The organism is Pseudomonas sp. 13B_2.1_Bac1 (assembly GCF_025466155.1).
In the GTDB taxonomy this organism is placed as follows: Bacteria; Pseudomonadota; Gammaproteobacteria; order Pseudomonadales; family Pseudomonadaceae; genus Aquipseudomonas; species Aquipseudomonas aylmerensis.
The window spans coordinates 57751-84394 of sequence record NZ_JANLOH010000095.1; the positions used below are offsets into that span (position 1 = coordinate 57751).

General features: G+C 63.5%; 16 protein-coding genes and 1 pseudogene. 10 read left to right on the forward strand and 7 right to left on the reverse strand.

Annotation, left to right across the window (positions count from 1 at the left end; genetic code table 11):
* Positions 1–60 precede the first annotated feature (60 nt).
* Complete coding sequence (locus NTD80_RS23840) at positions 61–1446, forward strand: hypothetical protein (protein ID WP_262135228.1); 1386 nt, start codon at positions 61–63, stop codon at positions 1444–1446.
* Between the two features lie 308 nt (positions 1447–1754).
* Entirely contained in the window at positions 1755–2618 is an 864-nt protein-coding gene (dapA, locus tag NTD80_RS23845; RefSeq protein ID WP_262135229.1) for a 4-hydroxy-tetrahydrodipicolinate synthase, read from the forward strand.
* 365 nt (positions 2619–2983) lie between these two features.
* Here dapA and NTD80_RS23850 read toward each other — a convergent pair whose 3' ends face one another.
* Positions 2984–3679: a GntR family transcriptional regulator gene (locus NTD80_RS23850; protein ID WP_262135230.1), complete on the reverse strand. Its 696-nt coding sequence runs from the start codon at positions 3677–3679 to the stop codon at positions 2984–2986.
* A gap of 2 nt (positions 3680–3681) precedes the next feature.
* Complete coding sequence (gene atzF, locus NTD80_RS23855; RefSeq protein WP_262135231.1) at positions 3682–5478, reverse strand: allophanate hydrolase; 1797 nt, start codon at positions 5476–5478, stop codon at positions 3682–3684.
* Between the two features lie 243 nt (positions 5479–5721).
* Between atzF and NTD80_RS23860 the strand changes: the two genes are divergently transcribed.
* The gene (locus NTD80_RS23860; protein ID WP_262135232.1) at positions 5722–7098 is read left to right on the forward strand and encodes a cystathionine beta-synthase; all 1377 of its coding nucleotides are present in this window, start codon (positions 5722–5724) and stop codon (positions 7096–7098) included.
* Positions 7095–8261 carry a cystathionine gamma-synthase gene (locus NTD80_RS23865; RefSeq protein WP_262135233.1) on the forward strand — a complete coding sequence of 389 codons (1167 nt, stop codon included), beginning with the start codon at positions 7095–7097 and terminating at the stop codon, positions 8259–8261. The genes NTD80_RS23860 and NTD80_RS23865 overlap by 4 nt, the downstream gene beginning before the upstream one ends.
* Before the next feature lie 105 nt (positions 8262–8366).
* On the opposite strand, the gene NTD80_RS23870 is transcribed toward NTD80_RS23865, so the two are convergent.
* Positions 8367–10565, reverse strand: coding sequence for an OsmC domain/YcaO domain-containing protein (locus NTD80_RS23870; RefSeq protein WP_106803682.1), 2199 nt, complete (start codon positions 10563–10565; stop codon positions 8367–8369).
* 247 nt (positions 10566–10812) lie between these two features.
* Here NTD80_RS23870 and NTD80_RS23875 point away from each other — a divergent pair, with 247 nt between their 5' ends.
* Both NTD80_RS23875 and NTD80_RS23880 read left to right on the forward strand, forming a co-directional pair.
* Complete coding sequence (locus NTD80_RS23875) at positions 10813–12294, forward strand: methyl-accepting chemotaxis protein (protein WP_410017432.1); 1482 nt, start codon at positions 10813–10815, stop codon at positions 12292–12294.
* Between the two features lie 444 nt (positions 12295–12738).
* Complete coding sequence (locus tag NTD80_RS23880) at positions 12739–13359, forward strand: LysE family translocator (RefSeq protein WP_201144825.1); 621 nt, start codon at positions 12739–12741, stop codon at positions 13357–13359.
* 462 nt (positions 13360–13821) lie between these two features.
* On the opposite strand, the gene NTD80_RS23885 is transcribed toward NTD80_RS23880, so the two are convergent.
* Positions 13822–15312, reverse strand: coding sequence for an FAD-dependent oxidoreductase (locus tag NTD80_RS23885; protein WP_262135235.1), 1491 nt, complete (start codon positions 15310–15312; stop codon positions 13822–13824).
* Positions 15313–15376: 64 nt separating this feature from the next.
* On the opposite strand from NTD80_RS23885, the gene NTD80_RS23890 reads away from it, so the two are divergent.
* A complete protein-coding gene (locus NTD80_RS23890; RefSeq protein ID WP_262135236.1) occupies positions 15377–15859 on the forward strand; it encodes a MarR family winged helix-turn-helix transcriptional regulator in 483 nt (160 codons plus the stop codon).
* Positions 15860–16233: 374 nt separating this feature from the next.
* On the opposite strand, the gene nirD is transcribed toward NTD80_RS23890, so the two are convergent.
* Together nirD and nirB are read right to left on the reverse strand one after the other, a co-directional pair.
* Positions 16234–16596, reverse strand: a complete 363-nt coding sequence (nirD, locus tag NTD80_RS23895; protein WP_065908050.1) for a nitrite reductase small subunit NirD — start codon at positions 16594–16596, stop codon at positions 16234–16236.
* The gene (nirB, locus tag NTD80_RS23900; RefSeq protein ID WP_262135237.1) at positions 16596–19139 is read right to left on the reverse strand and encodes a nitrite reductase large subunit NirB; all 2544 of its coding nucleotides are present in this window, start codon (positions 19137–19139) and stop codon (positions 16596–16598) included. Before nirB ends, nirD begins: the two co-directional genes overlap by 1 nt.
* Positions 19140–19712: 573 nt before the next feature.
* Between nirB and NTD80_RS23905 the strand changes: the two genes are divergently transcribed.
* The 3 genes and pseudogenes from NTD80_RS23905 (at position 19713) to NTD80_RS31470 (ending at position 25805) form a co-directional block, all read left to right on the forward strand.
* Entirely contained in the window at positions 19713–23714 is a 4002-nt protein-coding gene (locus NTD80_RS23905) for a bifunctional nitrate reductase/sulfite reductase flavoprotein subunit alpha (protein ID WP_262135238.1), read from the forward strand.
* A 231-nt stretch (positions 23715–23945) separates the two neighbouring features.
* Positions 23946–24950, forward strand: a pseudogene (locus tag NTD80_RS31465) (cache domain-containing protein); the annotation flags it as partial.
* 87 nt (positions 24951–25037) lie between these two features.
* Complete coding sequence (locus tag NTD80_RS31470; protein ID WP_410017433.1) at positions 25038–25805, forward strand: methyl-accepting chemotaxis protein; 768 nt, start codon at positions 25038–25040, stop codon at positions 25803–25805.
* On the opposite strand, the gene NTD80_RS23915 is transcribed toward NTD80_RS31470, so the two are convergent.
* Positions 25795–26589, reverse strand: a complete 795-nt coding sequence (locus NTD80_RS23915) for an alpha/beta fold hydrolase (RefSeq protein ID WP_262135240.1) — start codon at positions 26587–26589, stop codon at positions 25795–25797. The genes NTD80_RS31470 and NTD80_RS23915 overlap by 11 nt on opposite strands.
* Positions 26590–26644 lie beyond the last annotated feature (55 nt).

A 26644-nucleotide genomic window follows, 5' to 3' on the forward strand; every position in this document is an offset into this window, starting at 1 on the left:
AAAGATTGACGCTCCCCTGCCGTCACCCTTACATCCCCGAATGGACTCAATGAGGCTCTTGTGCGCGTTTTAACTTCCCTATTGCTTGCCGGTGGCATCGCCACCTTGTCCGGTTGCGCCACCCAGGCCAACAGAGTCGACCAAATGTTCGCCGTTACCTTGGGCCAGCCGCTGGTCGAGAACAGCATCGTGCGCGAAGGCGACCTGCTGAGTTTCGAATTGCTGATGCCGGAATACAAAACCGGCATGCGCCCCACCATGCAGTTCGAGGCCGCGTGCTCGTCGCCACAACTGTACCTGCTGTACATCGACGGCTCGCAGCGTGTCTATCCGCTGAAAGCCGGGCGCTACAGCAAAGCGCGCGAGCTGTCCGCCGACCTGTATGCAAAGTTGGCCGCCAACCCGACCTTCGTGCGTGCCTGTGCCGAGACGCCCAAGCCTGACTGGCGCCTGGTCAAGAGCGACGATCGCGATAACTGGGTGCTGATCGACGCCGCCAGCATCAAGACCGTGCAGGGTGAAACCCGCTTCTGGGCGGCGTTCGATAACCCCACGGTACTCAACGACCTGCCCTACGACGCGCCATACGCGCAAAAACGCGAGCACTTTGCGGTGTCCTGCGCAAACAGCACCTACAAGGAACTGGCCGGGTATGACCTGGACGCGCGCAATCGCGTCAGCGACGGCCGCGTCGACAGCTTCCCGACGCCGCGCGCGATGGCCGGCAGCAACGACGACTACGAGTTGCTGTTCAAGCATGTCTGCGCCACCCCAGAGAAAATCGCCGCACTGCCGGTGTTCAAGCCGCGTCTGAAAGCGCCGGCCAACATCGCCTTGACCTCGGTGCAGCCACAAGTCCTCGCCGCGCTGGCGCCGTTCAAGCAGGACAAGCCGGCGCGCACCCTGAAGTACGTGCACGTCACCGGCACCTCGACCATGAAAGGCAAGACCAGCAATTCGACCAGCGAGCAGTTCATCAGCCAGGACGCGGCGAGCGGCCAGCAGGCGATCGCCCTGCGTGGCGACGGCTACGAATCGCAGTCGGTGAGCTGGCGCAACCTGATCGAACTGGTGTCCAAGTCGACCTTCTCGAGCATGGCCGAAAGCTCGACGCTGACCCAGCTGAGCCTCACCGGTAACTGGAAGGAACTGCCGGTCGGCGACACGGTGGTCTACCAGATCAATCGCTCGACCCTCAACAGCTTGCTCGGCAGCTACAACAAGCAACAGGTCACGCGCTGCGTGGTCGAGCGCGAATTGCCAGCGAGTGAACTCAATCCCAAGCTGCTCGGCAGCGCGAAGGCCTTGTCGTGCCGTACCGACGACGACAAGTACAACCGCGTCAACCACCTGTTCTACCTGACCGACTATGCGTATTTCCACGAGTCCAGCACGGACAAGAATGAGTTTTTCTACTCCGATTCGCGCATCGATCGATTCGAATAACAGCGCCGAATAAACATCGTTGACACACCCTGTAATATTCCATGAAGATGGAGGCCTTATTCAGGGTGTGTCAGTCAATGTCCGCAATGTCCTCCGTTAACCTTTCCGCCGTTGGCTTGATTGCCAAAGCGCAAGGTTGCGTTGCGCACGCCCTCAAATCGAAGAAACAGTCGCTCATGTGACCGGGGCGCGCTGTCCCGTCAGATGAGCTGACAGGACATTGAGCGCGACGGACTCCCTCCCCCTTTGCACAATTCCCCATGCCCTTCTGACGGTGACTCAAGCGGTCAATCATCAGGAGAAAATGCATGTCCTCGTTCCAAGGTATCTGGGTTCCCGTAGTCACGCCGTTCCATGACGGCACCATCGATTTCATCGGCCTGCACCGGCTGGTCAGCCACCTGCTGGAACAGCACATAGCCGGGATCATGGTGTGTACCACCACCGGCGAAGCGGCGTCGCTGAGCCGTGCGGAACAATTGGCCGTGCTCGATGCGGTGTTGCAATGGGTGCCGGCGCACCGCGTGGTAATGGGCCTGGCGGGCAATAACCAGGGTGAACTGCTGCAGTTCCAGGGCGAGGTTCTCAAGCGCCCGGTGGCTGGCCTGCTGGTGCCTGCGCCGAGCTACATCCGTCCGTCCCAGGCCGGGCTTGAAGCGTTCTTTCGCACGGTCGCCGACGCGTCCAGCGCGCCGATCATTCTCTACGACATTCCCTACCGCACCGGCGTGACCTTCGAGCAGGCGACCTTGCTCAACATCGTCGCGCACGAACGCATCGTGGCGATCAAGGATTGCGGCGGCAACCTGGAGACCACCCTGGCGCTGCTGGCCAGTGGTGCGGTGGATGTGTTGTGCGGCGAGGATATCCAGATCTTCAATGCGCTGTGCCTGGGTGCCAGCGGTGCGATTGCGGCATCGGCGCATGTGCGTACCGCAGAGTTTGTGGCGCTGTGGCAGCAGGTACGTGATAACCAACTGGCCGAGGCCCGGGCAACGTTTTTGGGATTGGTGCCGTTGATCAACACGATGTTCATGGAGCCCAACCCGGCACCGGTGAAGGCAGCGCTGGCCCTTGAAGGTTTGATCTCCGACGAGCTGCGCGCGCCGATGCAACGGGCCAGCGAGGCGGTGGTGACACGGTTGCGCGAGCTTCCAGGGGTTCGCGCATAAGCGCTGATAAACAGGCCTCTTGGTGCCAGGGCCCGCATTTTCTGGTGAGTGGGCTTTTTTTTGTGGTGAACCTGCCTTTTGGTGGTGAGCAGGCTTTTTTGTGGTGAGCGGGCTTGCCCCGCGTTGGGCTGCGCAGCAGCCCCAAAACCATCCACCGAGAATTGCCTGACACACCGCATCTGGCGGACTGGGGCTGCTTCACAGCCCAACGCGGGGCAAGCCCGCTCGCCACAACAAGCGCGCTCACCACAATAAAGCCTGCTTGCCACAAAAAACTCACTTGCCACAACAAAGCCTGCCTGCCACAAAAACTCACTTGCCACAATCCGCCCATTTGCCACAACAGCTCAGCCTGATTCAGAACCTCAACCCTGCCTCGCCATATGCAACCTGTGCAGCGTGATCTCGCGCACGGCCTGTTTACTCAGTTCAATATGGCGCTTGAGCAGGTGCTGCGCCTGATCGGTCTGGCGTTGCAGGATGGCCGCGAGGATTTGCCCGTGCTCCTCGTACGTCGCCGCAATGCGTGACGCCTGGGTAAAGTCGAGCCGGCGGATGATGCGGATTTTTTCCGTGATGGCGTAATGCATACGCGCCATTTCACCGTTGCCCGTGGCGTGCACCAGGTCACAATGAAAACGCTCATCCAGCGCCGAGACGGACTGGGTGTCCTGCAACCGCTCCGCCGCTTCCACCTGCCAGGTCGCTTGCAAGGCCTGCAATACAGGGCTCGGTTCGTCCATCGCGCACAAGCGGCTGACCGCTTCCAGTTCCAGCACAATGCGCACGTCATACAGCTCTTCGAAATACGCGAAGTCGAACGGCTTGACCTGCCAGCCGCTGCGAAAATACACCTGCACGTACCCTTCCTTCTCCAGGCGATAAAGCGCCTGGCGCACCGGGGTACGGCTGGCCCGCATGCGCATGGCCACGTCACCTTCGCTGAAGCGATCGCCCGGCAGCAGGCGGAACTCGAAAATATCCGCCTTGAGCTGCGCATAGACCTGTTCAGCCAGGCTCTCCGGCCGTGCCTTGGCGGTTGTCGTCGTCGCCAGTTGCATGCCTACCCCCGGCTCGCAATAAAGGCGCGCCAGCCGCCAAACTCGGTGATGTCGAGAGCGTCGGCCAGGGCCCAGGGCTCGCAGATAAAACCTTTGACGCTGCGCCCATCCGCCAGCAGCAGATTGCCGATCCCCAAGGGCGCCGGGATCTCGGCGACGAATTCACCGAAGCGCGCAATCGGCATATCCCACAGCTCGACAACAATCGCACGCCCGCTGTCTGCCCTGGCCAGCCCAGGCTTGGGCGGCACGGTGCCCGGCAGGGCATAGAGCCGATAGTTGTCGGCCGTCAGGGTTTGCTCCACCAACACCGCGTTACGCGAGGTCAACTGCACGTTCAGCGGCATGCCGGTCAGGTGCGCGCCCACTACCGCCACCCGCACGCTGCCAGGCGCCTGCAGCGCGATGGCCGGCGCGGGCAAATATCGTTCGGTGGCGCCCAAGGGCAGGTCCAGGCTGGCCTGCCAGCGTTTGCCCAGGTGGGCCAAGGCCGTGTCGTGCCAGGCCGGTGCCAGCAAGGTGATGCCGCTGGGCAACCCATCGCTGCGCAGGCCCGCCGGGAGCGCCAGGGCCGACAGGTCGGCGAGGTTAGTGAAGTTGGTGTAATAGCCGAACTGCGAGTTGTAGCGCACCGGCTCCTGGACCATTTCCGCCTGGGTGCGAAGGGTTGGCGACGTGGGCACCAGCAACGCGTCGAAACCCGCCAGCGTGTCGTTGATGCGCCGGCTCAGCTCGGCCCGCAAGTACTCAGCCTTGTAGGCGTCGCACGCGCTGTACTGGCGACCACTCTCGACAATGCCGCGCACCACCGGGTTGATCGCCTCCGGTTGCTGCTCAAGCATGCGTTCCAGGGCAACGGTACGCTCGGCGACCCACGGGCCGAAATACAACTGGTCCGCGAGGGCCTTGAACGCGCTGAAGTCCACCGGGGTGATCACCGCGCCCAGGGCCTTGAAGCCTTGCACCGCGTGCTCAAACACCGCCTGGTTGAGGGTATCGCCAAAAAACTCCAGGCTCGCCGGGATCGCCAGCTTGATCGCCGCCCCCACCGCGACCGGTGCGGTATGCGGGTTCACACGCGAATAGGCGTCGCTGGCATCGTAGCCCTCAGCAACGCGCACCACGCTTTCGGCGCATTCGACGGTCAACGCAAACACCGAGATGCAATCCACGGTGCGGCACGCCGGGACCAGCCCGGTATTGGAAAGACGGCCCTTGGTCGGCTTCAACCCGACGATATTGTTGAACCCCGCCGGCACGCGTCCGGAGCCTGCGGTGTCGGTGCCCAGGGAAAACGCCACCAGCCCACGCGCCACCACCGACGCCGAGCCAGAGCTGGAGCCTCCGCTGACGTAATCCGCGTCAAAGCTGTTGCCCACCGCGCCGTAGGGCGAGCGTGTGCCCACCAGGCCGGTGGCGAACTGATCGAGGTTGGTCTTGCCCATCAGGATCGCGCCGGCTTCGCGCAACCGTTGGACTACAGATGCATCCTGCGCCGCCGTGTAGGCAAATTCGGGACAGGCCGCCGTGGTCTCCCAGCCGGCCGCATCGATATTGTCCTTGATCGCGAACGGCACGCCATACAGCGCCAGCTGGGTGATATCACCGTCCACCGCCGCCAGGCGCGCGCTCAACTGCGCCAGTTGTTCGGTCAGCTGCGCCGGGGTCGCACGGGCGATCCAGGCGTTGTCATCGCCGGGGTACTCAGCGGCGAGGGTCAGCAGAATATCCGGGGTGATGCTGCCGCTACGGTAGCCGTCAAGCCACTCGCCGAGGGTCCAGCCAAACGCGTTGTGCATGGGAAACTCCATCTTGTATCCAAGTTTGGTTAAGTGGAAGCAAACCCCAGGCCAACCTCGAAACCCAATGAATGCGCGGGCATCCACTCAAACCCTGCCCGCTGATAGCGCACCCACCCATCGCCCATGCGCCAAAAAAAGACATTCAGCGGACCGCGCGGTTGCGACCCGCCCGATACCGGCCTATGTTCGAAGCCATGCCGTGCATTTTGCTGTCCATCCCATTCGCAATCAGGTGAAGACATGCCCACGCTTTCCCGCCCCGCCGTCCTCGAGCTGATCGGCAATACGCCGCTGGTTCGCGTCAGCCGTTTCGATACCGGCCCCTGCACACTCTTTCTCAAACTTGAATCACAGAACCCCGGCGGCTCCATCAAGGACCGCATCGGCCTGGCCATGATCGACGCCGCCGAACGCGACGGCCGCCTGCGCGAGGGCGGCACCATTATCGAGGCCACCGCCGGCAACACCGGCCTGGGCCTGGCGCTGGTCGGCCGGGCGAAGGGCTATCGGGTGGTGCTGGTGGTGCCCGACAAGATGTCCACGGAAAAGGTGCTGCACCTCAAGGCCATGGGCGCCGAAGTGCATATCACCCGCTCCGACGTGGGCAAGGGCCACCCCGAGTACTACCAGGACGTGGCCGCGCGCCTGGCCAAGGATATTCCCGGTTCATTCTTTGCCGACCAGTTCAACAACCCGGCCAACCCCCTGGCCCACGAAACCAGCACCGCGCCGGAAATCTGGGCGCAGACCCAGCATGACGTCGACGCAATCGTGGTGGGCGTCGGCTCGGCCGGCACCCTCACCGGCCTGACCCGCTTCTTCAAGCGCGTCCAACCGGAACTGGAAATGGTCCTGGCAGACCCGGTGGGCTCGGTGATGGCCGAATACAGCCGCAGCGGCCAGCTGGAAACTCCCGGTTCCTGGGCCGTGGAAGGCATCGGCGAAGACTTCATCCCCTCGATTGCCGACCTCTCCAGCGTGCGCCACGCCTACTCCATCAGCGATGAAGAAAGCTTCGACCACGCGCGCCAACTGCTCAAGGCCGAGGGTATTCTCGGCGGTTCCTCCACCGGCACCCTGCTCGCCGCCGCCCTGCGCTATTGCCGCGAACAGACCGAACCCAAGCGCGTGGTGACCTTTGTGTGCGACACCGGCACGCGCTACCTGTCGAAGGTCTACAACGACCAGTGGATGAACGACGCGGGCTTGTTGCAATACAAACACTACGGCGACCTGCGCGACCTGATCGCGCGGCGCTTCGAAGATGGCCGCGTGATCAGCGTGAGCCCCGACGACACCCTGCTCACCGCCTTCCAGCGCATGCGCCTGGCGGATGTCTCGCAACTGCCGGTGCTGGTCGACGGCCAGACCCTGGTCGGCGTCATCGACGAGTCCGACATCCTGCTCGGCCTGCACCACGACGCGGCGGATTTTTCCATGACCGTCGCCAGCGCCATGACCGATCACCTGCAGACCCTGGCCCCCAGCGCCAGCCTCGCCGAACTGCAGGCGGAACTGGATCGCGGCCTGGTCGCCATAATCGCCGACGCCTCGGGCTTCCACGGCCTGATCACGCGCGTCGACCTGCTTAACCACCTGCGGAGATCCCTTGTATGAGTCAGCCCGATAAAAGTGCATTTGCCACCCGCGTGATCCACGCCGGGCAATCACCCGACCCGACCACGGGCGCGCTGATGCCGCCGATCTACGCCAACTCCACCTACCTCCAAGACAGCCCCGGCGTACACAAGGGCTTCGACTATGGCCGCTCCCACAACCCCACGCGCTTTGCCCTGGAGCGCTGCGTCGCCGACCTTGAAGGCGGCAGCCAGGCGTTTGCCTTTGCATCCGGGCTGGCGGCGATTTCCACCGTGCTGGAACTGCTCGACGCCGGCGCTCATATCGTCTCCGGCAATGACTTGTACGGCGGTACCTTCCGTTTATTCGACAAAGTGCGCCAACGCAGCGCCGGGCACCGCTTCAGCTTTGTCGGCCTGAGTGACCTGTCGGCTTTCGAAGCCTCGTTGCAGGACGACACGCGCATGGTCTGGGTCGAAACCCCGAGCAACCCGCTGCTGAGCCTCACCGACCTCAGCGCCATCGCGCGTATCTGCCGCGACCGCGACATCATCTGCGTGGCCGACAACACCTTCGCCAGCCCTTGGATCCAGCGCCCGCTGGAGCTGGGCTTTGATGTGGTGGTGCACTCCACCACCAAGTACCTCAATGGCCACTCCGACGTGATCGGCGGCATCGCCATCGTCGGTGACAACCCCGCGCTCGCCGAACGCCTGGGCTTCCTGCAGAACTCGGTCGGCGCCATCGCCGGCCCCTTCGACGCCTTCCTGACCCTGCGCGGCGTGAAGACCCTGGCGCTGCGCATGGAACGCCATTGCAGCAACGCCCTCGACCTCGCCACCTGGCTGGAACAGCAACCACAAGTGGCGCGGGTGTACTATCCGGGGCTCACGTCCCACCCCCAGCATGAACTGGCGCGCAAACAGATGCGGGGGTTTGGCGGGATGATCTCGGTGGACCTCAACAGCGACCTGGCGGGCGCTACGCGCTTCCTGGAGAACGTCAAGATCTTCGCCCTGGCCGAAAGCCTCGGCGGCGTGGAGAGCCTGATCGAGCACCCGGCGATCATGACCCACGCCAGCATCCCCGCCGCCACGCGCGCGCAGTTGGGGATCGGCGATGGGTTGGTACGGTTGTCGGTGGGGGTCGAGGATGTGGAGGACTTGCGCGCCGACCTGGCCCAGGCGTTGGCGCAGATCTAACCGAGGAAACGGGCCTTTCGGGAGCTTGGCCGGCGATGCAGACACCGCGGTGCACCAGGTGCTTCGCGGTGATGCAACCGCCGGCCAAGCTCCCACATAAGTCCATCAGCTTGACGTTACATTGGCCCGTGCGCTGTGCAGTTTCTTGTAGCTGTCGATCAGGCGCAGATGCCGATCCAGCCCTTCCAGCTTCATGCTGGTGGGCGTCAGCCCGTAGAAGCGCACGCTGCCCTCGACCGAGCCGATCACCGCGTCCATCCGCTCATTGCCAAACATGCGGCGGAAGTTGGCTTCGTAGTCTGCCAGCTCCAGGTCTTCGTCCAGTTCCATCTCCAGCACCGCGTTCACCGCCTGGTAGAACAACCCGCGTTCGACGGTGTTGTCGTTGTACTGCAGGAACATCTCCACGCACTCCTTGGCCTCTTCGTATTGCTTGAGGGCGAGGTAGATCAGCAGCTTCAGCTCCAGGATGGTCAGTTGGCCCCACGCGGTGTTGTCGTCGAACTCGATGCCGATCAAGGTGGTGATGTCGGTGTAGTCGTCCAGCTCGCTTTCCACCAGGCGCTCGGCCAGTGCCTGCAGCGCCTCGTCGTCGAGGCTGTGCAGGTTGAGGATATCGGCGCGGAAAAACAGCGCCTTGTTGGTGTTGTCCCAGATCAGGTCATCCACCGGGTAGATTTCCGAGTAGTCAGGCACCAGGATGCGGCAGGCCGTGGCGCCGAGGTGTTCGTACACCGCCATGTAGGACTCTTTGCCCATACCCTCCAGAATGCCGAACAGCGTCGCGGCTTCTTCGGCGTTGGAGTTTTCCCCCTGGCCGGAGAAGTCCCACTCGACGAATTCGTAGTCCGACTGGGCACTGAAGAAGCGCCACGAGACCACGCCGCTGGAGTCGATGAAGTGCTCGACGAAGTTGTTCGGCTCGGTCACTGCGTGGCCTTCGAAAGTCGGCTGGGGCAGATCGTTCAAGCCTTCGAAACTGCGGCCCTGGAGCAGCTCGGTGAGGCTGCGCTCCAGCGCGACTTCCAGACTCGGGTGTGCGCCGAACGAGGCGAATACGCCGCCGGTGCGCGGGTTCATCAGGGTCACGCACATCACCGGGAATTCACCGCCCAGGGACGCGTCCTTGACCAGTACGGGGAAGCCCTGGGCTTCCAGGCCCTGGATACCGGCGAGGATGCTCGGGTATTTGGCCAGCACCTCGGCCGGCACATCCGGCAGGGCGAATTCGCCTTCGATGATTTCGCGTTTCACCGCGCGCTCGAAGATCTCCGACAGGCACTGCACCTGGGCTTCGGCCAGGGTGTTGCCGGCGCTCATGCCGTTGCTGAGGTAGAGGTTTTCGATCAGGTTGGAGGGGAAGTACACCACTTCGCCGTCCGACTGACGCACGAAGGGCAGCGAAACGATGCCACGTGCTTCATTGCCGGAGTTGGTGTCGTACAGGTGCGAGCCGCGCAACTCGCCGTCGCGGTTGTAGATCTTCAGGCAGTAGGCATCGAGGATTTCGCTCGGCAGCTCATCCTTGCGACCCGGCTGGAACCAGCGTTCGTCCGGGTAATGCACGAATGGCGCGTTGGCCAGCTCTTCACCCCAGAACTGGTCGTTGTAGAAGAAGTTGCAGTTGAGCCGCTCGATGAATTCGCCCAGCGCCGAGGCCAGTGCGCCCTCTTTGGTCGCGCCCTTGCCATTGGTGAAGCACATCGGCGAATGCGCGTCGCGGATGTGCAGCGACCAAACATTGGGCACGATATTGCGCCACGACGCGATCTCGATCTTCATCCCCAGGCCGGCGAGGATCGCCGACATGTTGGCGATGGTCTGCTCCAGCGGCAGGTCCTTGCCGGCGATATAGGTGCCGGCTTCGGTGCCCACGCCAGGCATCAACAACGCCTGGGCGTCGGCGTCGAGGTTGTCGACTTCCTCGATCACAAACTCGGGACCGGCCTGCACGACTTTCTTCACGGTGCAACGGTCGATGGAACGCAGGATGCCCTGGCGATCTTTGTCGGAAATATCGGCGGGTAATTCAACCTGGATCTTGAAGATCTGGTTATAGCGGTTTTCCGGGTCGACGATGTTGTTCTGCGACAGGCGAATATTGTCGGTGGGGATATTGCGCGTCTGGCAATACAACTTCACGAAGTACGCCGCGCACAATGCCGATGACGCCAGGAAGTAATCGAAAGGCCCCGGCGCCGAGCCATCGCCCTTGTAGCGAATAGGCTGGTCGGCAATGACCGTGAAATCATCGAACTTGGCTTCAAGTCGGAGATTGTCGAGAAAGTTGACCTTGATTTCCATGCGGGCACACCAGAATAACGGGCTATATAAAAATGGCCGCCATTATGAAGTGTTTCACCGGGAAGTTTCAGGCTTTTGACCAGTGGCTGGCGAATTGTCGAATGTGCATTAACCTTTTGGCAGTTGGCGCCGATGGACTGAGTGCAACCAGGGAGTAGTCGGAATGCGCAACAACCAGCCTGTTACACAGCGCGAGATTTCACTCGCGTCTTCGCAAAAACTCATCTCCGCCACCGATGTCCGGGGTGTGATCACTTACTGCAACGATGCCTTTGTCGCCATCAGCGGATTCAACCGCGCCGACCTGATCGGCGCGCCGCAAAACATCGTGCGTCACCCCGATGTCCCCCCCGCCGTGTTCGCGCACATGTGGAACGCGCTCAAGCAAGGCCTGCCCTGGATGGGCATCGTCAAGAACCGTGCGAAAAATGGCGACCATTATTGGGTCAACGCCTATGTCACCCCCATCTTCGAAGGCGCCAATGTGGTGGGTTTCGAGTCGGTGCGGGTTAAACCCAGCGCCGATGAAATCCGTCGCGCCGAGGCGCTGTACCGGCGCATCAGCCAAGGCAAGCCAGGCGTGCCGCGCCAGGATGCGTGGCTGCCAGCGGCCTTGAGCTGCGTACCCTATGTGGCGACCGCCGTTGCCGGCAGCGTTGCCGGGTTGTTCCTCAGTGCACCGCTGGCTATCGCGGTGGCCGTGGCGGTCGCAGTGCCGGTGGGTGTGCTGTGCTCGCGCGTTCGCCAGGGCAGCACTTTGCGCCTGCTGGCGGGCGTCGAGCCGTCGACCTCGGATGCCTTGATCGCGCAGATGTACAGTGACGCACGCGGGCCTCAAGCCCGTTTGGAAACCGCGTTTCTCAGCCAGACTGCACGCCTGAAGACGTGCCTGACCCGCCTGCAGGACAGCGCCGAACAGCTCAGCGCCCTCGCCGGCCAATCCGATCAATTGGCCACGGCCAGCGCCAACGGCCTGGACCGTCAACGCGTCGAAACCGAGCAGGTCTCGGCCGCCGTCAACCAGATGGCCGCGACCACCCAGGAAGTCGCCAGCCACGTGCAACGCACCGCCGATGCCACCCAGCAAGCCAACGTGCTGACCGGGCGTGGCCGCGAAGTGGCGCGCGATACCCGCGAAGCCATCGAGCGCCTGTCTGCCGTGGTCGGCGAGACGGGCGTCACCGTGGCGCAGTTGGCCAAGGACAGTGACGAAATCGGCAGCGTGGTGGATGTGATCAAGGGCATCGCCGACCAAACCAACCTGCTCGCGCTCAACGCCGCGATCGAGGCCGCGCGCGCCGGCGACATGGGCCGTGGCTTCGCGGTGGTGGCCGACGAAGTACGCCAGTTGGCCCAGCGCACCACGCAATCAACCACCCAGATCCACGCGCTGATCACTCAGTTGCAGGCATCTTCCAACAATGCCGTGCAAAGCATGCAACACGGCCAGCGCCAGGCCGAGGAAGGCGTGGCCTGGGTGCTGGAAGCGGACCAGGCACTGGTGGGCATCAGCGAAGCGGTGTCGCATATCACCGACATGACCACCCAGATCGCCGCCGCGACCGAGGAACAAAGCGCGGTCGCCGAGGAGATCAGCCGCAACATCACCACCATCGCCGAACTGGCCGACCAGACCTCGATCCAAGCCCATCAATCCACGGACCTGAGCAAGGAACTGACCCATACCGCGTCCACCCAATACGCCTTGGTTGAACGCTTCAACCGCTGAGTGCGATGGGGGCCGCGGGCTTCCTGTGGCATAGGACATTCCTGTGGCATAGGAAGCCTTGGGCAAAGGACCCTCCTATGGCAAAGGGGCCTCTGTGGCAAAGGTTCTTCTTATGGCAAAGGGGCCCTCTGGGGTAAAAGGACCTTCCTTTGGCAAAATGGCCCCCAGTGGCAAAGGACCTTCCTATGGCAAAAGGACCTTCATGTGGCAAAGGCGCCCCCTGTGGCGAGCGGGCTTGTCCCGCGTTGGGCTGCGCAGCAGCCCCAATACCCTAGATCCTGACACCGCACACTTCGCTCGATTGGGCCCCCTGCCCAGCCCAACTCGAGCAGTGCGACGATTCGCCCCCCCAGCAACTCTATCCCCCATAAGCTACCCACGCCTTTGCGACCCGGACCTGCTTGAGGTAACGTCCCCCCACGCGCCCTCATGAAGCCTCTCGCCATGTCCATTGCCGATAACCTCATCGCCTTTACCTTCGCCGCCACCCTGCTGACGCTCACGCCCGGGCTCGACACCGCACTGGTGCTGCGGACCGCCACGGTAGAAGGCAAACGCCAGGCGCTGCAGGCCACCCTGGGAATCAACGCCGGTTGCCTGCTGTGGGGCGCGGCGGTGGCCTTCGGCCTGGGCGCGTTGATTGCGGTGTCCGAGGTGGCATTCAACCTGCTCAAGTACTGTGGCGCGGCCTACCTGGCCTGGCTGGGCTTGAACATGCTGCTGCGTCCCCGTCGCTCACTGGCACCGGCTTCGCCCGAAGCCAAACCCGGCGGCAACTGGTTTATCAAGGGCATGCTGGGGAATGTGCTGAACCCCAAGGTGGGAATTTTCTACGTGTCCTTCCTGCCGCAATTCATTCCGCAAGGGCATTCGCTGATCGCCTGGACATTCGGCCTGGTGAGCATCCACGTGGTGCTCGGGCTGCTGTGGTCGCTGGTGCTGATCGGCGCCACGCAGCAACTGTCCGGCTTTCTGCGCCGCGAGCAAGTCATCCAGTGGATGGACCGCACCACCGGCGTGATCTTCGTGTTGTTTGCCGCGCGGCTGGCGTTCAGCAGGCGCTGAGCCATTCGCTATCCGAACCATGCGCAACGCCAACAAGACTGAATTCTCCGGGTGAGACAAAGCCCCCCTTGTGGGAGCCGTCGAGCCCCGGCGAGGCCGCGAAAGCGGTGGGTCAGGCGCGAAATACATCGGCAATGCCGCCGCCTTCGCGGCCTCGCTGGGGCTCGACGGCTCCCACATTTGATCTTTGGGGCGGCGGATTATGGGGTGCGACTCAAGGCTGCTTGCGACAGGCCGGTATCGAGGCTAACACCGCCGATCCCCTGTGGGAGCCGTCGAGCCCCGGCGAGGCCGCGAAAGCGGTGTGTCAGGCGCGAAATTCATTGGCAATGCCACCGCCTTCGCGGCCTCGCTGGGGCTCGACGGCTCCCACAGGAGGGGATCGGGGCGTTTGCTCGGACTCGTTTAATGCCCACGACAATTTCTGTAGCGCCAGCGAGGCTGCGATGGCGGTGGCGCTGTCTAGAGCAAGACCCGCTGAAGGTAACCCTCAAGAACGTCAACCTGCGCGGATGAAACAATCGCGGCGATATACCCGTCAGGGCGCACCAGCACACAGTCACCGAGCGCCAGTTCATAAGCGCGCTGAAAGTGCCCCTGCGCGTCGATCATGTCGCCTTGCAGGCCGAACCGATGAATATGCAGCCCCGGCCGCGCGGCTACCGAGCCGCGTTTTACTCCGTACCCGAGCAATGTCCAATGCGTGCCCTGGAAGAGATTGAACAGTCGCAACGATTGGCCTGCCGCCCCCCGAATCGGTGCATCCGGTGCCCGGTCGCCGGCGCGCGGGCTGGAGGTACGCGTCGGCTGCGCCAGGGCCAGCGAGGACTGCGGGTAGCCGATATCCAGCTGGTGCACTTCCCTGCCCCGGCGCAAGTCGCCATTGGCCATCGCGCCCAGCAGTTGGGTGGCCAGGCCGAGTACGGACGCGGCGACGGGACGGCGTTCTGCCTCGTAGCTGTCGAGCAGATCATCGGACGCGCCGTGAGCCACCGCGGCGAGTTTCCAGCCGAGGTTGTAGGCGTCCTGCACGCTGGTATTGAGGCCCTGGCCGCCGGTAGGTGGATGGATATGGGCGGCATCGCCCACCAGCAACACACGGCCGACGCGGTAGTGGTCGGCCAGGCGCGCATTCATGCTGTAGGCCGATGCCCAGGACACGCAATGCACCTCAATATCCTCACGCCCGGTGCGCTGGGCGATGAGCGCCGTCAGGCCTTCTGCACTCATGTCGACATCGACCTCCAGAGGAATCGGACCCTGGATCTGGAACAGATCGGTGCCGGCCAACGGGCATATCGCGACTTGTCGCTGCACATCGCCCTCGCCAAAACGGTGCCAATGGTCACGCGACAGCCCGGTGAGCACCACGTCCGCCACCAGCGCGCGTACGCCCAGCGTCTTGCCTGGAAAGCCAATCTGCAGTGCATGCCGCACAAAGCTGCGACCGCCATCGGCGCCCACCAGCCAGCGCAAGCGAACGGTGTCGGCGCCCGTCGGCCCCATCACCTGCGCCGTGACGCCGTCGTCGTCTTGGACAAAGTCCAGCAGTTCACAGCCGAATTCAGGCCAATGCCCCAGCTCCAACAGACGTTCGCGCAGCACTTGCTCAGTTAGAAATTGCGGCACCATCAGCGGCTGTTGATAGGGCTCGGCCGGTGTCGCAGGATGCTGCGCGATAGAATTGCCGTCACTGAAGCTGCCATCGTCGCGGTAGCGCCGTTCAGTCGGATAGACTCCCCCCATTGCCACCAGGCGGTCGAGAATCCCCAGGTCTTCGAAGACTTCCTGTGACCTTGGCTGGATGCCCTTGCCGCGCGAGCCATGGAACGGCTGTGGGCTCTTCTCGATCAGACGGAAGGTGATGCCCCGTCTGGCCAAGTCGATCGCGAGGGTCAAGCCGGCAGCACCGGCACCGCAAATCAGTACATCGACAGCGCATCGCTCGTTCATACGGGCCACCTATATGTGCAATACGCACATATTAAGAGGGAGAAACACAGTATCAATTAAAAATGTGCAAAGCGCACATATATCCGCCCAACTGCGCGACCTGCATGGATCGCTGGTGGAAATCGTCGGCGTGATGAATCGCCCGCAACGCGACGAAGCGATGGTGCGCGAAGCCGGGATTTCCCTGGATCGCGCGCTGTTTCCGCTGCTGGTGCTGGTGGAGCGGCTGGGCCCGATTGGCGTGGTCGAACTGGCCGATCGTGTTGGCCGCGACTACACCACCGTAAGCCGGCAGGTGGCGAAACTGGAAAGCCTCGGCCTGATCCTGCGCCAGGAAAGTGCAGCGGACCGCCGCGTGCGTGAGTCGGTGATTACCGATAAGGGCAAGGCCATGACGGACCGTGTCGATGAGGCGCGGGAGAGGATCGGCCAGTCGATCTTCTCGACCTGGGACGAGGGTGATTTCGACAACCTCGTGCGGCTGATGCGCAAGTTTGCCGAGGACATCAAGGACGATTCAGTGCGGGCGACGAAGGGGATGAAATGAAGCCATGCACTGCGCTCTGGTGAGCCAGGCTGGGTTGTTGTAGCAATGGACTTCCTTTGGCTAGTGGGATTGTTGTGGTGAGCGGGGCTTCCTGTGGTGAGCGGGCTTGTCGTGGTGAGTGAGGCTTCCTGTGGTGAGCGGGCTTGCCCCGCGTTGGGCTGCGCAGCAGTCCCAAAACCTAACCCCTCGGTTTACTTGAAACAGCGCAGTGATCTTGAGAGGGGCCGCTGCGCGCCCCAACGCGGGCGGTGCGACGATTCGACAAGCCCGCTCACCACAAAAAGCCCGCCAGCCACAACAGGCCCGCTCACAACAGGAAGCCCACCCACCACAACAACCCCGCCAGCACATAGGCACAACCGCCCCGCGCCCTATCAATCCACCCCCAACTCCACCACCCCGCCGTTCAACCGCACCGGCCATACCCGCAATCGCTGGTCCGGCGCCTCAAGGCATTGGCCGTCCTGCAGCCGATAATGCTGCTTGTAGATCGGCGCAGCCACCACCAGCTGGCCCTTGATGCTGCCGACCAGGCCACGGCCGATGACGTTCGCGCCGGACTGCGGGTCATGGTTGTCGATGGCGTACAGCGTCTGGTCCGGCGCCTGCGGCAGGTAGAACAGCGCCACCTGCACGCCGTCGACCCATACCACCACGCCGGAATTGCTCACCAGGTCTTGTTCGGTACACACGCGTTTCCAGCTGGCCAGGTGTCGCTGGCTGTTGGGCTGGCTCATCAGGCAATCTCCTCGGTGACGGCAATCAGGTTGAGTTCGGCGGCCATGATCGGCCGGCGCTGGCCGCGTTCCTGCACAAAGTGAATGTCCGGGTCGGCGCGCTTGTCGTTGACGAACGTGCGGAAGCGCTTGAGTTTCTCCGGGTCCTTGAGGGCGTTGGCCCACTCGCATTCGTAGCGGTCGACCACCCGTTGCATCTGCGCTTCAAGTTCCGCGCCGAGGCCCAGGCTGTCGTGCACGATCACGTCCTTGAGGAACTCCAGCCCGCCCTCCAGGCTTTCGCGCCACACCGAGGTGCGTTGCAGCTTGTCGGCGGTGCGAATGTAGAACATCAGGAAGCGGTCGATGTATTGGATCAGCGTGGCGTCATCGAGGTCGGTGGCGAACAGTTCCGCATGGCGTGGGCGCATGCCCCCGTTGCCGGCGATATACAGGTTCCAGCCCTTCTCGGTGGCGATCACGCCGACGTCCTTGCTCTGCGCTTCGGCGCACTCGCGGGTGCAGCCCGACACCGCGAATTTGAGCTTGTGCGGCGAGCGCAGGCCCTTGTAGCGATCTTCGATCAGCAGCGCCATTTTCACGCTGTCCTGCACGCCGTAGCGGCACCAGGTGCTGCCCACGCAGGATTTCACCGTACGCGTGGACTTGCCATACGCATGCCCGGTTTCGAAGCCGGCGGCGATCAGCTCGGCCCAGATGTCCGGCAGCTCATGCAGTTGCGCGCCGAACAGGTCGATGCGCTGGCCGCCGGTGATCTTGGTGTAGAGGTCGTATTTCTTCGCGACCTCGCCGATCACGATCAGCTTGTCGGCGGTGATCTCACCGCCCGGAATACGCGGGACCACCGAGTAGGTGCCGTTCTTCTGCATGTTGGCCATGAACGTGTCGTTGGTGTCCTGCAGCGGCACCAGGGACGGGTCCATGATCGGCTGGTTCCAGCAGGAGGCGAGGATCGAACCCACCGCCGGCTTGCACACATCGCAACCGGTGTGGCCACGCCCATGCTTGGCCAGCAGCTCCTCGAAGGTGCTCAGCCCCTCCACCCGCACCAGCGCATACAGCGCCTGCCGGGTGTGGGCAAAGTGTTCGCACAGGCTTTTATCGACACTGACGCCACGCGCGATCAGCTCATGCTCGAACACCTGCTTGAGCAACCCGGCACAGCCGCCACAACCGGTACACGCCTTGGTCTGGGACTTGAGCACGCCGAGGTCGCTGCAGCCGCCGTCGATGGCCGAGCAGATCGCGCCTTTAGTGACGTTGTGGCACGAACACACCGTGGCCGATTCCGGCAACGCGCCAGGGCCGAGTGTCGGTGCGCCGCTGGACGACGGCAGGATCAGGCTCGCCGGTTCCGCCGGCAACGCGATGCGGTTCTGCAGATATTGCAGCAAGGTGTCGTAGTAGCTGTTGTCACCGACCAGCACCGCGCCGATCACGTGCTTGCCGCTCGCATCCACCACCAGGCGACGGTAGCTGGCGCTCGCCTCGTCGATAAACTGGTAGCTGCGCGCGCCGGGCGTGTGGGCATGCGCATCGCCGATGGAGCCGACGTCGACGCCAAGCAATTTGAGCTTGGTCGACATATCGGCGCCCACGAAAGGCTCGGCGGCCTCCCCGCTCAACAATGCGGCCACGCCGCGGGCCATTTGATAGCCCGGCGCGACCAGGCCGAACAGGCTGCCGTTCCAGGACGCGCACTCGCCAATCGCATAGATGTTCGGGTCGCAGCTCAGGCATTCATCGTTGATCACCACCCCGCCGCGCGGGCCGATCTCCAGCCCGGCCTGGCGGGCCAGGGCGTCCTGGGCACGGATACCGGCGGAGAACACGATCAGGTCGGTCTCCAGATACGTCTCACCGGCGAAGTTCATGCGGTAGCGGTACTGCTCGCCCGCACTGATCGATTGAGTGGCGCGCGATAAATGCACACCGACGCCGAGGCGCTCGATCTGGGCCTTGAGCGCCAGGCCGCCAAAATCATCCAGCTGCACCGGCATCAGGCGCGGCGCGAACTCCACCACATGGGCTTCCAGGCCCAGGCTCTTCAAGGCGTTGGCGGCTTCAAGGCCCAACAGGCCGCCGCCGACCACCACGCCGCGCCGGGCATTGGCTGCCGCCGCGCGAATGGCGTCGAGGTCTTCAAGGGTACGATAGACCAGCCGCGAATCGCCTTCGGCGCCTTCAACCGGCGGCACAAACGGGTAGGAACCGGTAGCGAGCACCAACTTGTCGTACGCCACGCAGCCATTGGCAGTGATGACCTCGCAACGGGCGCGGTCGATTTCCAGCACCGGCACGCCCAGGTGCAGGGTAACGCCCGGCGTCTGGTACAGCGACGCCTCGGACAGCGCCAACGACTCGGCATCGCGGCCGGTGAAGTATTCGGAAAGGTGTACGCGGTCATAGGCACGCATCGGCTCTTCGCTGAACACGTGCAACCGATAATGCGCCAGCGCGCCGCGCTCGATCAGTTGCTCCACACAGTGGTGGCCGACCATGCCATTGCCGACGACGATCAGGGTTTTCATCTGTTTATTCATTCCAAGCACCCGGCAACGTTCATCACGGTTTTAAAAGCAAAAAAAAACGCCTGAAACCTTGCGGTTCCAGGCGTCTTTGCCTGTTCTTCTGCGGGATCGGATCGGCGACTGCGCCGGCTCTGCCGCGATTGCCCCTGGTGTCGATCGTCGTTGACCGAGATGGGTTGAGGATGAACTTGCAGGCGGCGTGCCAACCCGCCCAGGTGCCCGTAACAGCCACACCCGGCGCCTCCTCTGCCGCTCCAACACGCCGAAAGTCGCCTCCAACTGGTGCGCCCTGCTTCATAACTGCGCACTGGAGCGCTTGTGTGGCAAGGGAGCTGGCTCCCGTTGGCGCGCGTAGCGCACCGAGGATCTTGGCGCCGCTGCGCAGCCCGACGGGAGCCAGCGCCCTCGCCACCACACGTGGGCCCGCCTGCGCTCAAACCTGGCGCGTGACTTGCTAGGAACCCCACATACAGCAGTCAACGCTGACTGCCCATTCACGACAAAGGCGCCGTGCAATCCCCGTTTCCAACGGAGGGTTGCAGGGCGCTTTTTTTATGCCGGGCACAAAGCAATCGAGGGGTACGGATGGCAATTCAAAGCGTGCGCAGCGTGTGCCCTTATTGTGGTGTGGGCTGCGGCATCGTCATGCAGGTCGAGCACAACAAGGTGGTCAAGGTGATCGGCGACAAGGCCCACCCCACCAACTTCGGCCGCCTGTGCACCAAGGGCACCACCTGCGGGCAAGCCATCGCCGAGTCCGGCCGCATGGAAAACGCCTACGTGCGTCAGGCGCGCGATCACGACCCGGTGCGCATCGGCATCGACACGGCCATCAGCGACACCGCCAGCCGTTTGCGCCACATCCTCGACACCCACGGGCCCGACGCGTTGGCCTTCTACGTGTCCGGGCAAATGTCCCTGGAAGCCCAATACCTGGTCAACAAACTCGCCAAGGGGTTTGTGCGCACCCAGCACATCGAATCCAACTCGCGCCTGTGCATGGCCAGCGCCGGCAGTGGCTACAAGCTGTCCCTGGGCGCCGATGGGCCTCCGGGATCCTATGCAGATTTCGACCGCGCCGACCTGTTCTTCGTGATCGGCGCGAATATGGCCGACTGTCACCCGATCCTGTTCCTGCGCATGATGGACCGGGTCAAGGCCGGGGCGAAACTCATCGTGGTCGACCCCCGACGCAGTGCCACGGCGGACAAGGCCAACCTGTTCCTGCAGATCGCCCCCGGCACCGACCTCGCCCTGCTCAACGGCCTGTTGCACCTGCTGGTGAAAAACGGCCACACGGACCCGGCCTTTATCGCGGCCTTCACCGAAGGCTGGGACGCCATGCCCGGTTTCCTCGAGGACTACCCGCCGGCGCGGGTTGCGCAGCTGACCGGCCTGGCTGAAGCCGACATCCGCCAGGCCGCCGCCTGGATCGGCCAGGCCGGCGAATGGATGAGCTGCTGGACCATGGGCCTCAACCAGAGCACCCACGGCACCTGGAACACCAACGCGCTATGCAACCTGCACCTGGCCACCGGCGCGATCTGCCGCCCCGGCAGCGGGCCGTTTTCCCTCACCGGCCAGCCCAACGCCATGGGCGGGCGCGAAATGGGCTACATGGGCCCAGGCCTGCCGGGGCAGCGCTCGGTGCTGGTCGAGGCCGACCGCGCCTTTATCGAAGACCTCTGGCAACTGCCCGCAGGCAGCCTGCCGCGCCAGGTCGGCGGCGGCACCGTGGCGATGTTCGAGCAGATGGCCGCCGGGCAGATCAAGGCCTGCTGGATCATCTGCACCAACCCGGTGGCCAGCGCGCCGAATCGACGCAAGGTGATTGAAGGCTTGCAGGCCGCCGAACTGGTGATCACCCAGGACGCCTTCCTCGACACCGAGACCAATCGCTACGCCGACATCCTGTTGCCCGGCGCACTCTGGGCCGAAGCCGAAGGCGTGATGATCAACTCCGAGCGCAACCTGACCCTGATGCAGAAAGCCGTCGACGCCCCCGGCGAGGCCTTGCCCGACTGGCAGATCATCGCCCGGGTCGCCTGCGCGATGGGCTTTGCCGAGGCCTTCACCTACACCTGCGCCGCCGACGTATTCGACGAAATCAAGCGCGCCTGGAACCCCAAGACCGGCTATGACATGCGCGGCGCCAGCCATGCACGCCTGCGCGAAACTCCCTTGCAATGGCCCTGTACATCCGCCGATGGCGCCGACCGCAACCCGATCCGCTACCGGCATGGCGACACACTCAAGTTCGCCACCGAAACCGGCAAGGGCCAATTCTTCGCCCGTCCGCACATGCCGCCGGCGGAGATGCCCGATGCGGCGTTTCCCTTCGTGCTCAACACCGGCCGCCTGCAGCACCAATGGCACACCCTGACCAAGACCGGCAAGGTCGCCACGCTGAACAAACTCAACCCCGGCCCGTTCGTGGAACTGCACCCAGAAGACGCCGCGCAACTGGGCATCAAGGACCAGGACCGGGTCGAGATTCGCTCATCACGCGGGCATGCCGTGCTCCCTGCGGTGGTCACCGACCGCGTGCGGGCGGGCAACTGTTTCGCGCCGTTTCACTGGAACGATGTGTTTGGCGAACACCTGGCGATCAATGCAGTGACCAACGACGCCGTCGACCCGATTTCGCTGCAGCCGGAATTCAAGTTCTGCGCCGTAGCCCTGACGCGGATCGAGTTGATCGACCATCAGTTCCTCGACGCGCCCAAACCCGTAACCCGCGTTATCCCCCCTTCAGCAGAGGACCTCACCATGTCGCGCCTCGACGCCTTCGCCGATCTCGCGGGCCTGCGCAACGTGCCGGCGCCGGCACTCAGTGACAGTGAACGCACCTACCTTGCGGGCTTTCTCAGTGGCCTGCGCGCCAGCTCCGGCCACGAAACCGGCGTACCGGTGATGCCGGCGCAGGCCCCCTTGGCCAAAGACACTCGGTTGTGGCTCGACGGCCTGCTGGGTGGGCTGTTCAGTCGTGCGCAAGCGGGCGAAGCCAGCGCCCTGCCCGGCCCGGCCGTCACCCTGCTGTGGGCCTCGCAAACCGGCAACGCCGAAACCCTGGCCGAGCGCTTTGCCCAACGCTTGCGCGACGCCGGCATAGAGGTGGTGCTCAGCGCCATGGCTGACTTCCCCGCCAGCAAACTCGCCAGTACCCACACCCTGGCCCTCATCACCAGCACCTTCGGCGACGGCGACCCACCGGACAACGGCGAAAGTTTCTGGCACAGCCTCAGCAGCGCCGACACCCGCCTTGAATCCCTGCGCTATGCGGTGCTGGCGCTCGGCGATCCCAATTACGACCAGTTCTGCAAGCACGGCAAACAGCTCGACCAGCGCCTGCATGAATTGGGCGCCACCCGCCTGCTGGAACGCGTCGACTGTGACACCGAATTCGAAAGCCGTGCCGATGCCTGGCTGGCGCAATTGCAACAAACCCTCAACCCGGCAAAACCTGCAGCGCCCACCACACCCGCCGGCAAGACCAAGCTGTTCGGGTCACGCCTGCTGCTCAACCGGCACTTGAACCCGCACAGCGCGCACAAGGAAACCCGCCAGTTCGCCCTCGACCTGGCCGACTCCGGGCTGAGCTATGAAGCTGGTGATGCGTTAGGGGTGATGCCGCGCAACTGTCCGGAACTGGTCAGCGAACTGCTCGACCTGACTCGCCTGCGCGCCAGCACCTGCGTGAATGTCGACACCTTCGGCGAAGTGGCCCTGCAACAGGCGCTGACCCAGCACTTCGAAATTGCCCGTCCCAGCAGCGACACGCTCGCGTTCATCGCCGAGCGCAGCGCCAATCCGGACCTCAAGCAGTTGCTCGAGCCCGAGCGTAAAGCCGAGCTGAAGGACTGGCTGTGGGGCCGACAGCTGGCGGACGTGCTGCACCAATATCCCATTGAATGCACGGCGCAGGAGCTGCTCGGCACTCTCAAGCGCCTGCAACCGCGCCTGTATTCAATCGCCTCCAGCGCCAAGGCTTATCCGCGCGAAGTCCATCTGACGGTGGCCGCGGTGCGTTATGGCCGGCGCAAAGGCGTGTCGTCGACCTTCCTCGCCGACCGCGCCGGCGACGCCGAGGTGCCGGTGTTCGTGCAGCCGTCGCGGCACTTTCGGACACCCACCGACGGTGATGTGCCGATGATCATGATCGGCCCCGGCACCGGCGTGGCGCCGTTCCGCGCGTTTTTGCAGGAACGCCGGGCACAGGGGCATCAGGGCCGCAACTGGCTGTTCTTCGGTGAACAACATGCGGCCAGCGATTTTTACTACCAGGAGGAACTGCAAGGCCTGCAGCACGATGGCCTGCTGACCCACCTGAGCCTGGCGTTTTCCCGCGACCAGGCGCAGAAGGTCTACGTGCAGGACCGCCTGCGCGAACACGGTGCGGAGCTGTGGCGCTGGTTGCAGGAAGGCGCGCAGCTGTATGTCTGCGGTGACGCCAGCCATATGGCCAAGGATGTCGACCAGGCACTCCGTCAGATCGCGCAAACCCACGGCGGGCTTGGCGCGGAGAGCGCGGCGGAGTACTGGCGCGCATTGAGCGAGCAGAAGCGTTATCTGCGTGATGTGTACTGATTGGATACAGAACAATAAGCACTTTGTATTGTGTACAAAAAACCCTAAAGATTTATCCGACCCGGGCCGAAAAAGCAGGCATAGCAAATCGCCGCCACTCTAGGCTGGACGGCGTCGATTTGGCCGCCCTCCACGCTGATGGTCGTCTCGATGAAAATAAAAAATAAGCTTGTACTCGCATTTGTCTCGGTCGCATTTATCCCGGTAAGCCTGGTCGCCGTGATTTCGGTGATGAACACGCGGACCCAGGCCGTCGATCAGTTCATCGACGGCAGCACGCGGGAAATCCGCCAGATCGATGGCAACATCCGGCAGTTCTTTGATGGCACGCTCCAAAACGTCGACCAAATGGCCACGGATCCTGTATACACTTCCGTGAACACCCTTAAGAACTATCAACCCGCCGATGCCGCCAGCCAGCCTATGCCGGCTGAGGCCCAAGCGATGATCGAGCGCTTCGCGCGCTTCGGTGCCACGCACCCGGCGGCGGCCATCCTGTCCATCGGCCTGGAAGACGGCACCTACGTGAAATGGCCGGATGACCCGCAGCTGGCCAAGTACGATCCGCGCACACGCCCCTGGTACAAGGCGGCGATGGCCAGCCCCGGCAAGACCGTGCGCACCCCCGCGTACTATTACGACAAGGACGACGTGGCCCTGGTCGGCACCGCGCGCGCCTTGCTGGATAACAGCGGCAAGGCCAAGGGCGTGTTCGTGGTCAGCGTGTCGCTGAAGAACCTCACCGAGCTGGTCAAGAGCATCAAGCTTGGCGAAAGCGGCTATGTGATGCTGATCGAAGACGGCGTGGTGCTGGTCGACCCGCGCGACGCCGCCCACAGCTTCAAGCCACTCAAGGACCTCGGCGCCGCTTATGCGCAACTGGCCGCGACGCCCCAGGGTTCCACCGAGGTCGAGATCGACGGCGTGCGCTATATGGCTAACGTCTGGACGTCCCCGGGCCTGGGCTGGCGCTACATCGGCCTGATCGAACACCGCGAAGTCATGGCCGAAGCCACGCGCATGACCTACCTCACCGCCGTCATCGTCGGCGTGCTGGTGTTGATCTTCGGGCTGATCGCCGCGGCGTTCTCCAAGGTCATCGTCAAGCCCATCGGCCAGGTCAGCACCGGCCTGCAGTCGATCGCCCAGGGCGAAGGCGACCTGCGTCATGAACTGCAGGTGCAGGGCAAGGATGAAACCGCCGAACTGGCCGGCTGGTTCAACAAGTTTCTCGCCGCCATTCGCCAACTGATCCAGCACATCGGCGCGGCGTCGGCCAACTTGCAGAATGCCTCGAAGGTCAACAGCGAAGTCGCGCACAACATGAACGAGGCCGCCGGACGCCAGCGCGAAGCGGTGGAACTGGTCTCCACCGCGTTCAATGAAATGGTCGCCACCGCCAACGAAGTCGCGCGCTCCTGCAGCGGCGCGGCGGAGTCTGCCGAGAACGGCCACCGCCGTGTCGCCGAGGGCAAGCAGCAGATCGAAGTCACCACCGACAACGTCAACCGCCTGGGCCGCCGCCTGACCGAATCGTCGCGGGCGATGGTCGAGCTCGAAGCCGGCAGCCGCAGCATCAATCAAATCCTCGGCACCATTCGCGCGATTGCCGAACAGACCAACCTGCTGGCGCTGAATGCCGCCATCGAGGCCGCCCGCGCCGGTGATCAGGGCCGTGGTTTTGCCGTGGTCGCCGACGAGGTGCGCGCGTTGGCCAAGCGCACCTCCGACTCCACCGGCGAGATCGAGCAACTGCTCGGCACCCTGGAAAACAAGACCCAGGAAGTCACGCAAAAGATGGGCAGTTGCCTGGACCTGTCACGCGCGAGTGTGTCGTCCATCGAAAGCGCGCGCGACAGTTTTGAAGGCATCCAACTGTCGGTCAACGAGATCCGTGACCAGAACCTGCAGATCTCGGCCGCCGCCGAGGAACAACACAGCGTCGCCGAAGAGATCAACCGGCATATCCAGCAGATCTACGACGAGGCGCGGCTGGTGGAAAGCCTGGCCAACTCGGCGCAGGACGACTCGGGACGGCTGTCGAATCTGTCGGATGAGCTGAATGGGCTGGTGGGCCGCTTCAAGTCCTGATGAACGCCGAGATCTGTTGCCACATGGCACGCGGGTTGGAATACATCGGGAAGTGCCCGCACTCGGCAATCGGCGCCAGGCGCACGCCGTGTGCCTGGATATGCGCGAGGTAGGACAGCCCGGCGTTCTGCTCGCCGTACATGAACAGACGCGGGCACGGCAGGCCGAGGAACTTGTCCATCAGCCCGGCGTTATCCGACAGTTCCACCATCGACTGGAAAATCCCGCGCACCGCGCCGGCCCGCACCTTGTGTCGCAGGCTGGCCGAGTACAGCGCGCTGGCATACGCCGGGGCCTGGCGGGTGCGCTCGATGAAGGCGCGGAAAAACGCCTCGGGATCGTCCGCCGGGTAGTCGACGATCTGGCGGCTGAGAAAGCAGTCTTCCGGGGCGATGTTGCCCTCTATGTCGGTGAAGCTCAGCACACGCCCGGGAAAACGGTGCGCCAGCATCAGCGCCGTCAGGCCGCCCATGGAGTGGCCGACCAAATGAAAGCGCTCGATCTGGAAATGCGCCAGCACCTGCAACGCGGTGTCGAGCAGGAACGGGATGCTGATCTTCGTCAGGTCGGCGCACTGGCTTTCACCGCAGCCGGGGGCGTCGTAGGCAATGAACGGGTGCCCGTCGAACGCCGGGTGCAGGTCGATATCGGCGTAGTCTTCCTTGGTCGAGCCAAACCCGTGCAGGAATACGATGGGCGCGCGGTCGCCAGCGCGATGGATCGCGGCGATGTCCAGCGATACGCCGTCTACCGTCAGCGGCAAGTAGGTGTGAGTGAACGACATGATGGGGCTTCCTGGAACAGACAGCCCGGCAATTTCAGCGGTTTCCTGCCTGCTG

Excerpts from the sequence above, each read along its gene's own strand:
- dapA (WP_262135229.1), top strand. The coding sequence starts at position 1,755 with ATGTCCTCGTTCCAAGGTATCTGGGTTCCCGTAGTCACGCCGTTCCAT.
- NTD80_RS23850 (WP_262135230.1), bottom strand. The coding sequence starts at position 3,679 with ATGCAACTGGCGACGACGACAACCGCCAAGGCACGGCCGGAGAGCCTG.
- atzF (WP_262135231.1), bottom strand. The coding sequence starts at position 5,478 with ATGCACAACGCGTTTGGCTGGACCCTCGGCGAGTGGCTTGACGGCTAC.
- NTD80_RS23860 (WP_262135232.1), top strand. The coding sequence starts at position 5,722 with ATGCCCACGCTTTCCCGCCCCGCCGTCCTCGAGCTGATCGGCAATACG.
- NTD80_RS23865 (WP_262135233.1), top strand. The coding sequence starts at position 7,095 with ATGAGTCAGCCCGATAAAAGTGCATTTGCCACCCGCGTGATCCACGCC.
- NTD80_RS23870 (WP_106803682.1), bottom strand. The coding sequence starts at position 10,565 with ATGGAAATCAAGGTCAACTTTCTCGACAATCTCCGACTTGAAGCCAAG.
- NTD80_RS23880 (WP_201144825.1), top strand. The coding sequence starts at position 12,739 with ATGTCCATTGCCGATAACCTCATCGCCTTTACCTTCGCCGCCACCCTG.
- NTD80_RS23885 (WP_262135235.1), bottom strand. The coding sequence starts at position 15,312 with ATGAACGAGCGATGCGCTGTCGATGTACTGATTTGCGGTGCCGGTGCT.
- nirD (WP_065908050.1), bottom strand. The coding sequence starts at position 16,596 with ATGAGCCAGCCCAACAGCCAGCGACACCTGGCCAGCTGGAAACGCGTG.
- nirB (WP_262135237.1), bottom strand. The coding sequence starts at position 19,139 with ATGAATAAACAGATGAAAACCCTGATCGTCGTCGGCAATGGCATGGTC.
- NTD80_RS23905 (WP_262135238.1), top strand. The coding sequence starts at position 19,713 with ATGGCAATTCAAAGCGTGCGCAGCGTGTGCCCTTATTGTGGTGTGGGC.
- NTD80_RS31470 (WP_410017433.1), top strand. The coding sequence starts at position 25,038 with ATGAACGAGGCCGCCGGACGCCAGCGCGAAGCGGTGGAACTGGTCTCC.
- NTD80_RS23915 (WP_262135240.1), bottom strand. The coding sequence starts at position 26,589 with ATGTCGTTCACTCACACCTACTTGCCGCTGACGGTAGACGGCGTATCG.